Annotated in this window: 5 protein-coding genes; 3 read left to right on the plus strand and 2 right to left on the minus strand. The window is 73.2% G+C overall.

The genetic code is table 11. From position 1 onward, the window contains the following. Positions 1-74: 74 nt before the first annotated feature. Positions 75-2123: a cation:proton antiporter domain-containing protein gene (locus CA984_RS13285; protein ID WP_086571760.1), complete on the minus strand. Its 2049-nt coding sequence runs from the start codon at positions 2121-2123 to the stop codon at positions 75-77. 110 nt (positions 2124-2233) lie between these two features. Here CA984_RS13285 and CA984_RS13290 point away from each other — a divergent pair, with 110 nt between their 5' ends. Then, complete coding sequence (locus tag CA984_RS13290) at positions 2234-3022, plus strand: serine/threonine-protein kinase (RefSeq protein ID WP_086571762.1); 789 nt, start codon at positions 2234-2236, stop codon at positions 3020-3022. Here CA984_RS13290 and CA984_RS13295 read toward each other — a convergent pair. Continuing rightward, positions 3004-3603: a TetR/AcrR family transcriptional regulator gene (locus CA984_RS13295; RefSeq protein ID WP_086571765.1), complete on the minus strand. Its 600-nt coding sequence runs from the start codon at positions 3601-3603 to the stop codon at positions 3004-3006. The genes CA984_RS13290 and CA984_RS13295 overlap by 19 nt on opposite strands. 82 nt (positions 3604-3685) lie before the next feature. Here CA984_RS13295 and CA984_RS13300 point away from each other — a divergent pair, with 82 nt between their 5' ends. Further along, positions 3686-4600: a carbohydrate kinase family protein gene (locus tag CA984_RS13300; protein WP_086571767.1), complete on the plus strand. Its 915-nt coding sequence runs from the start codon at positions 3686-3688 to the stop codon at positions 4598-4600. Positions 4601-4851: 251 nt separating this feature from the next. Continuing rightward, a complete protein-coding gene (locus CA984_RS13305) occupies positions 4852-6075 on the plus strand; it encodes an aminotransferase class III-fold pyridoxal phosphate-dependent enzyme (RefSeq protein WP_086571769.1) in 1224 nt (407 codons plus the stop codon). The last annotated feature ends 31 nt before the right edge of the window (positions 6076-6106 follow it).

Below are 6106 nucleotides of genomic sequence, written 5' to 3' on the forward strand. Positions count from 1 at the left end.
TCCTTCCGGGCGGCACGGGCGGCACGGCCGGCACCGTGTCGCCCGTGCCGCCCGGAGGCCCCGCGACGCCCCGGTCAGGGGTGAGGGACCGGGGCGCGCAGCGCGGAGACTGCCGCCGCCCAGTCCACCGGGTCGGCGTCCTGCTCGGCGCGGACCAGCAGGTGGGCACCGTCCACGGCGGTGCCGGCGTCGGGGGCCACGACGAGTGCGCCGGCCGGGACCGCGCCGGAGGTGGCCGCCACCCCGAGCCTGGCCAGCCGCTGGGCCAGGGCGGAGGCCCGGCCGCCGCCGGCGACGACCAGCGGGCGGTCCTGCAGGAGCGCCAGGGTCAGCGCCACATGGGCGGCGGCGTCGCCGCCGGAGCCGTGATGCACGGTGATCGGCCCCGCCGCGGATCCGGCGGGATCGGAGGAGTCCGGGGAGGCCGCGGCGGTCCGGGCGGGGGAGCCCCGGAGGCCGGAGGCGGCCGCCGGCGAGACGGTCACCACGCGGCAGACGGCGCCGTCGCGGATCCCGGCGTAGCCGCTGGCATCGGCCGGCAGCACGACCAGATCGGGCTGCGCGCCGGTGACCAGCTCGGGCAGCTCGGCCGCCACGTCGCCGCTGAACCGGCTCACCACCCTGACCTCCGGGCCGTGGGCGCGGACGGTGCCGGCGAGACCCTCCAGGTCGTGGAGGGTCTCGGCCAGCTCGGCCAGCTCGGAGGAGAGGCCGCTGCCCACTTCCAGGCGCCCCTGAGGGTAGGGCCGCAGGTGGGCGAGGACCACCTCCGACGGGGACGCGGCCCGGGCCAGGACGGACGCCAGCTCCACCAGCGGAGCCTGCTCGGCGGGAGAGCCCGGCACGACGGTCAGCACCCGGTGGGCGACGGCCACCCCGAGGGCGGCGCGCTCGGCCTCGGCGATGTCGCGGGCCACGCGCCGGTCGGGGTAGATCCTGCGCAGCAGCGGGCCGGTCATCGCGGTGGTGACGAGGGCCATCACCACCATCAGCGAGTACAGCTCGTCGTCGAGCACGCCCTTCTGCAGTCCGACGGTGAGGATGACGATCTCGGTCAGTCCACGGGTGTTGAGCAGGACGGCCACCGCCCAGGACGGCCGGTTGGGCAGCCGCTGCGCCCGCGCCGCCGCGTAGGAGCCGAGCAGCTTGCCGCCGACCGCCACCGCCAGGATCGCGGCCAGCGTGCCGAGACTGGACAGGTCCAGCGCGCGCAGGTTGACGTTGAGCCCCGCCACCACGAAGAACATCGGCAGCAGCAACAGCACGGCGAGCTGCTCCAGCCGTTCCAGGATCTCGTGGTTGAGCCGTTCCGCGCCCTCGCGGGGCATCACCGCGCCGAACACGAACGCCCCGAAGATGAAGTGCACGTGCATCCACTCGGTGGCCCAGGCCGAGCCGATGAGGCCGATCAGCACCAGCGACAGCAGGCTCGGCGTCAGCCGTCCGGCCTTCTCGTAGGCGGGCACCAGCCGGGCCAGCAGCGGCCGGACCGCCAGGAACATCACCAGCGCGTACGGGACGGCGAGCAGGACCTTCCACTGCCCCTCGGCGTCACCCGCGCCGGCGATGCCCACCACCACGGCCAGCACGGTCCAGGCGAGCACGTCGATCACCGCGGCCGCGGCCAGGGACAGGCCGCCGAGCGTGATGCGCTGCATCCCGCGGTCGGTGAGGATGCGTGCCAGCACCGGGAACGCGGTGGCGGACATCGCCGCCCCCATGAACAGCACGAACGGCAGCGTCCTGTCGCCGCCCACGTGGTCGCCCGCGATGCCGAGCGCGAGCACGCAGCCCAGGACGAACGGCACCACGGTGGAGCCGAGCGCCACGGTCACCGCGATCCGGCCCTTGCCCCTGACCAGTTTCTGGTCCAGCTCCAGGCCGACGACGAACATGAACAGCACCAGCCCGACGTTGGCCAGTGCCTGCAGCGGGGGGCGCATCTCCGCGCCGAACAGCCGGTCGCCGATCAGCGGGCCGAGGAGGGTGGGGCCGAGCAGGATGCCCGCCACGATCTCGCCGATGACCGGCAGCTGGCCGAGCCATCGGGCCACCGCTCCGAGCAGTCGCGCGGCGGCGAGGACGATCACCAGATCGAGCAGGAGCAGATCTACGTGGAGCACTTTCGAGCACGCTTTCCGTAAGTAAAGAAAAGCCCCGAGAATGACCAGGGCGACGTTACCGCGTGTGGGATGTCGCCGCGAGCGTCGTGAGGCATGGAGGGGAGACGTTGGTGGAAGGCATCGCCGACTACGAGTTCGTCCGCTCGCTGGGGGCGGGTAATCACGGCGAGTTCTATCTGGCGAGGAAACCGGGCCGGCTACCGGTCGAGGCGGAGTACGTCGCGGTGAAGGTGGTGGGGGGCACCGGAGGTGACGCCTTCCGGCGGGCCACCCGCGAGTTGAAGGCCTTCGCCGCGGTGCGCTCCCCCTATCTGGTGACGCTCTATGACGCGGGGCAGCAGGGCGGTGTCTTCTACTACTCGATGGAGTATCTCCCCGCCGGCTCGCTGGGCCGGCCCGCGGAGCCGCCGTCGCGGGAGAGGGCGCTGCGCTCGATCGCCTGCGTGGCCACCGCCGCGCAGGCGCTGCACGAGGAGGGCATCGTGCACCGTGACATCCGCCCCGGCAACGTGCTGCTCACCGACGCCGGGGGCAAGCTCTCGGATCTGGGCCTGTCGCAGGTGCTGACGCCGGGGGCGACGGTGACCGGGATGGGCGACATCGGCTCGGTGGAGTTCACCGACCCGGCGCTGCTGCAGGGGGAGACGCCCACCCCCGCCGGGGACGTGTGGTCGCTCGGCGCGACGTTGCACTGGGCGGTGACCGGCGCCGGCCTGTACGGCGAGCTGCCCGTCCACGACCCGCTGCTGACCCTGCGCAAGGTCTACAGCACGCCGCCGTCGGTCCACGCCGGCCTGGAGCCCGAGCTGTCGGAGCTGGTCCACGTCTGCATCGGGGACGCGGCCAAGCGGCCCACCGCCGGAGGGCTCGCCGACCGCCTCTACGCGCTGGTGGTCTGAAGCCGGTCCAGTTCGGCGCCGAGCAGCCTTTCCAGGCGCTCGGCGCCGAGCCGGTCGGGATAGAGCAGGCTGCGCACGCTCAGCCCGTCGACCAGGGCCAGCAGCCGTTCGGCGACGTCGCCCAGGTCCTCCCCGGTGGTGATCTCCCCGGCCTCGGCGGCCGCGCCGAGCAGGCTGCGCACCAGGTAGCGCAGCTCCGCGGCCTCGGCACGCTGCGCCTCCAGCATCGCCGGGCTGGTCAGGCTCCGGCTCCAGAAGCCGATCTCCAGCCCGCTCTCCCGGGTGCGTTCGTCGTCCAGCGGCAGGTTGTCGAGCAGGAGCTCACGGAGCGCGGCCAGCCCGCCGCGCCCGGCCAGTTTGCCGCGCAGCCGCTCGACGATGCGCCGGTGCGAGGAGCGCAGCGCCGACAGCATGATGTCGTCCTTGTCGGCGAAGTAGTGGGTGAGCACGCCGTTGGAGTAGCCGGCCTCCTTGGCGATGGCCCTGGTCGTGGCCGCCTCGATGCCTTCGCGCAGGATGATGCGGCGGGCGGCCTCCACGACCTCCTCCCGCCGCTCTCCGTGGTCGACGATCTTCGGCATCCGGCCCCTCCCTCTGCTTTCTCGTTGACATGGTATTCGGGCGCCCGTCTATTATCCGCTGAAGACATGAGGAGGACTCGCTATGACCGTCGTCACCCTCGGGGTGCACATCGTGGACGTGCTCGCCCGGCCCGTGGAATCGATCCCGACCGGACAGGACACCCACCTGCTGGAGCAGATCCGCATCACCGCGGCGGGCGCGGCCGCCGGGACCGCCGTGACCCTGGCCAGGATCGGCGTCCCGGTCGCCTCTGTGGGAGCGGTCGGCGACGACGAGCTCGGCGACTTCCTCGTCATGATCATGGAGCGGCGCGGGGTGGACGTCACCGGGATCGTCCGCAAGGGCGGCGAGCAGACCGCCGCCTCGATCCTGCCCATCCGGCCGGACGGGGGGCGCCCGTCCTTCCACGTGCCCGGCGCCAACCTCGGCCTGTCCCTCGCCGACCTCGACCGCGGGCGCGTCACCGGCGCGCGGGTCGTGCACCTGGGCGGCATGGACGTGACCTGGGGCCTGCACGACCCGGCTTTCTTCGCACTCCTGGCCGAGGCGCGGGAGGCGGGCACGATCATCACGATGGACCTACTGTCCAATATGCCGGATCTGATGCAAGGAGCGCGGAGCTTTCTGCCCCACGTGGACTACTTCCTGCCCAACGAGGAGCAGGCGCTCATGATGAGCGGCGCGGACGACGTGGAACGGGCCGCGCTCACGCTGCTGGAAGAGGGGCCCCGGGCCGTGCTCGTCACGCTGGGCGGCGAGGGCAGCCTGATCGCGACCGCCTCGGGGATCACGCGGGTGCCCGCCCTCGACGTCCCGGTGGTGGACACCACCGGCTGCGGCGACGCCTACTGCGCCGGGTTCATCGCCGGCCTGGTCGACGGCCGCGAGGTCCTCGCCGCCGCCGGGCTCGGCACCGCGGTGGCCGCCCGGGTCGCGGGAGGACTCGGCTCCGACGCCGGTCTGGACGGGGCGTCGGAGCTGCGGGCGAGCGGCTGAGCAGGCGGCCTGGGCGCACTGCCCGGCCGGCCCTCGAAACGCGCCGGGCACGCCGGGCGACGTGCCGGCCGCACGCGGCTCCCGGCCTCTCCGACCGCGACTGCCCCCACCCGAGAACCGCGACTGCCCCCACCTGAGRACCGCGACTGTCCCCACCTGAAAGGGGACACACAGGCGCTCACCCGCCGTACGGCTACCAACCACCGAGCCCGCCGCAAGGCGACTCGCCGACACTGATGAGGACGACACACATGTCCATCGACGCCAACCTCCGGGAGCGGGCTGCCAGGGTCGTCCCCGGCGGCATGTACGGCCACCTCAACGCGGCCCTGCACGGCCCCGGATACCCGCAGTTCTTCGTCGGCGGCCAGGGGTGCCGCCAGCTCGACGCGGACGGCCGCGAGTACATCGACCTCATGTGCTCCTGGGGCCCCGTCGTGCTGGGCCACCGCCACCCCGCGGTGGAGGCCGCCGTCACCGCCCAGCTCGCCGCGGGCGACTGCCTCAACGGCCCGGGCCCGGTCTACGTGGAGCTCGCCGAACTGATGGTGGAGACCATCCCGCAGGCCGACTGGGTGATGTTCTCCAAGAACGGCACCGACGCCACCACCCAGGCGCTGATGGTCGCCCGGGCCGCCACCGGCCGGACCAAGGTGCTCATGGCCCACGGCTCCTACCACGGGGCCGACCCCTGGTGCACGCCCAGCCTGTCGGGCACCACGCCCAGCGAGCGCGCCGACCTGATCGAGTACACCTACAACGACCTGGCCGGCGCCGAGGAGGCAGCGGCCCGGGCCGAGGGCGACGTCGCCGCGATCATCGTGACGCCTTTCAAGCACGACTCCTTCGAGGACCAGGAGCTCGCCGCCCCCGAGTTCGCCCGGGGTCTGCGGGCCCTGGCCGACCGGATCGGCGCCGCGCTGGTGATCGACGACGTGCGCGGCGGCTGGCGGCTCCACCTCGGCGGCTCCTGGGAGACCCTGGGCGTCCGCCCCGACCTGTACGCCTTCAGCAAGGCCATGGCCAACGGCCACCCGATCGCGGCCGTCACCGGAGTGGACTCCCTGCGGGGCCCGGCCCAGACGATCTACTCGACCGGCTCGTTCTGGTTCAACGCCGCCCCGATGGCCGCGGCCAAGGCCACCATCGAGACCCTGCGCGACATCGACGGCGTGGCGCTGATGGAGCGGGCGGGCACCCGCCTGCGCGAGGGCCTCGCCGCGCAGGCCGCCTCCCACGGGTTCGTGGTCAACCAGACCGGCCCGGTGCAGATCCCGTGGCTCTCCTTCGAGGGCGACACGACCCTGGACAAGGGCATGTTCTGGTCCTCGGCCTGCCTGCGGGAAGGGGTCTACCTGCATCCCTGGCACAACTGGTTCCTGTCGGCCGCCCACACCGACGCCGACATCGACCGCGCCCTGCAGGGCACCGACGCCGCCTTCGCCAGGCTCAGGGCGGAGTTCGGCGCCGACTGAACACCGCCGCCCGGACCCCGCCATCCGGCCC

Source organism: Streptosporangium minutum, from assembly GCF_002149035.1.
GTDB lineage: Bacteria > Actinomycetota > Actinomycetes > Streptosporangiales > Streptosporangiaceae > Streptosporangium > Streptosporangium minutum.

What these genes read in the sequence shown, in the direction of transcription:
- CA984_RS13295 (WP_086571765.1), bottom strand. Translation starts at nt 3,603, where the DNA reads ATGCCGAAGATCGTCGACCACGGAGAGCGGCGGGAGGAGGTCGTGGAG.
- CA984_RS13305 (WP_086571769.1), top strand. Translation starts at nt 4,852, where the DNA reads ATGTCCATCGACGCCAACCTCCGGGAGCGGGCTGCCAGGGTCGTCCCC.
- CA984_RS13300 (WP_086571767.1), top strand. Translation starts at nt 3,686, where the DNA reads ATGACCGTCGTCACCCTCGGGGTGCACATCGTGGACGTGCTCGCCCGG.